Genomic DNA, 2,345 nt, shown 5'->3' with positions numbered 1-2,345 from the left:
ATTAAAGGTGTAACCGTAGATAGAACTCAATCTCAAAAGGCGGGTGCAGGCCCTTCGTCAATTTTTAAACGAAGTAAACCATAGGGCTTTTGCCTGAGGTCTCTTCCATAATGATATTTTGCCTGCCGATGCAATTGATTCACAATGAAATAGAGGTAGTGATCCGGACCAATGGACAGGGTATCCGCCCATAAAATTCTTGGGTCATGGGCAATGGTTTCCATGCGGCCGTCCGGCCAGATTTTCCGAATACTATTATTCTCATAGTCTCCAACATATACAGACCCTTTCGCATCGGTAATCAGTCCATCAGATGCGCCCTTTTCTCCCCAGTACTCCACATGATAGGGTAAATCCGCATCCGCTATCGATTGGTCTCTAAGGGCTTCCGTTGATATCGCGTACAGATGACGGCTTGTCAATGGGCAGAAAAACAGTCTCTTCCCATCAGGGGAAATGGCAATCCCATCAGCTGAAATGCTCAAAGGAGAAGTGGAGCCGTCTTCCAATCGGTTCATCAAGATTTCCCCTTCTACTTTTGGTATAAAATAAGGGTCAGGCGAAGTGGATGCCGCTCCATTTAATCTCCTAAACGCTGATCCGTCATCTAAATTCAAGACGATAATGCCCCCTGGTCCCTCAGAGGAAGAATCCGTTATATAAGCAATCCCTGCTTTACCCACACGAAAATCAAAGCGAACATCATTCAAATACGTCGTTGGCAGGAGCACATCCTCTGAGAAGGGATATACTTTTCTGATTGTATTGGTTTTTAAATCAACAGCGATTAATTTCGCTCCCCCTATTATGGGCTGTGAGAAATTCGGCGCAGCCGTGTCCAATATCCAAAGAGTGCCTATCCCATCAGCAATGACACTTTGCACACTAATGAAGGAAGCGGTGAGGTTCCCCTGTTTAGCTGTGTTTGTCTCAATATTCGGATATGGCACCAATTGGCCACCTGTTATTTCAGCTACCGTAAATGGTACATCATCTCCCCATTTTGGAAAGCAAACAAATATACGACCTGTTTCTGACACAGTCACACCAGTAGGCATCGCTCCATAAAAGGCATATACGAGCTCTAATTGACCAAAGTATCTTTCACTAGGTAACATGACAGCAGCATTCCCCCTCAACAAATTCAAACCGGATTGAATAAAGGATATGGACCACCGTACAAAAAAAGAAGCTTAAAAAGGATTCTCTCCCCTTCAAGCTTCTTCCCTTCTATTAATAAAGCAAATACTTCGAGCGTACCTTCAGGAATCCCTTCAAATCCCGCTCCCACTTCTGCTTGATTTGCTTGACTGATTTCCCTGCTTCAATATCATCGCGAACCCAGCCATTACCGATGAGCAAGTCGAAAAAGGAAATACCCTTGCTGTCCTCAGCCCGGAATTCAAATTCTTCCGGATACAGATCATGGACAGTCTTGACGATATGGAGTCCCGTCTCAAGTGGAACGAAATCATCATAATCTGTGATATGAACCTGTACACCATGAGTCAGCACTCCGCTGTGCTTGGAGAATGTCGGCGTAAAGGAGGCTGCTCGGAATTCAACGCCTTTCAGCTTCAGCTTGTTCAGCTCTCTGGCAAGCTCGGTGCTGTTTATGAACGGGGCTCCGAGCAATTCGAAAGGCTTGGTCGTGCCGCGCCCTTCCGATAGATTCGTTCCTTCAATCAATCCGGTTCCCGGATAGGCATAAGCCGTATCAAGCGTCGGCATATTCGGGGATGGGAGCACCCACTCGAGTCCTGTATCCTCATAATTCATCTGCCTCTTCCAATTCTTCATCTTGACGACCTTCAAATCTGCGCCAATGCCGAACTCCTTATTAAATAGCTTGGCCAGTTCCCCAACCGTCATCCCATGTCTGAGCGGGATTTCATATTGACCGATGAAGCTAGCATACTCAGGTGCTTCAAGAATCGGTCCTTCCACCTTCAGACCGCCAAGCGGATTCGGGCGATCAAGGACGACGAACGGAATTCCCTTTTCCTCGGCTGCTTCCATCGCCAATGCCATTGTGTAAATATACGTATAGAAGCGTGTACCGACATCCTGGATGTCAAATACGAGTACATCGACATCTTCGAGCATCTCTGGAGTTGGTTTCCGCGTCTTTCCGTAAAGACTGTAAACCGGAAGACCGGTCGTTTCATCAATGTAGAAATCGACATAGCTTCCAGCCTGAGCATCGCCCCTTACCCCATGCTCTGGACCATAAAGGGCCGTGAGATTAATATCCTTATCCTGATAAAAGCGGTCCACGATGCTGTTCAAGTCTTTGTCAACACCGGTCGGATTCGTAATCAGGCCGACCCTTTTCCCTTTCAGCA

Annotated in this window: 2 protein-coding genes; both read right to left on the bottom strand. The window is 46.7% G+C overall.

Going from position 1 to position 2,345, the window contains the following annotated elements; all coding sequences use genetic code 11:
- Positions 1-32 precede the first annotated feature (32 nt).
- Complete coding sequence (locus ACI35L_RS01110) at positions 33-1,118, bottom strand: L-dopachrome tautomerase-related protein (protein ID WP_049670341.1); 1,086 nt, start codon at positions 1,116-1,118, stop codon at positions 33-35.
- Between the two features lie 115 nt (positions 1,119-1,233).
- A partial coding sequence (locus tag ACI35L_RS01105; protein ID WP_439802055.1) for an exo-beta-N-acetylmuramidase NamZ family protein occupies positions 1,234-2,345 on the bottom strand: 1,112 nt, incomplete at its 5' end.

Source organism: Pradoshia sp. (assembly GCF_051873915.1).
In the GTDB taxonomy this organism is placed as follows: Bacteria; Bacillota; Bacilli; order Bacillales; family Pradoshiaceae; genus Pradoshia.
This window is presented reverse-complemented; position numbering and strand designations above follow the sequence as displayed.

What these genes read in the sequence shown, in the direction of transcription:
- ACI35L_RS01110 (WP_049670341.1), bottom strand. Translation starts at nt 1,118, where the DNA reads ATGTTACCTAGTGAAAGATACTTTGGTCAATTAGAGCTCGTATATGCC.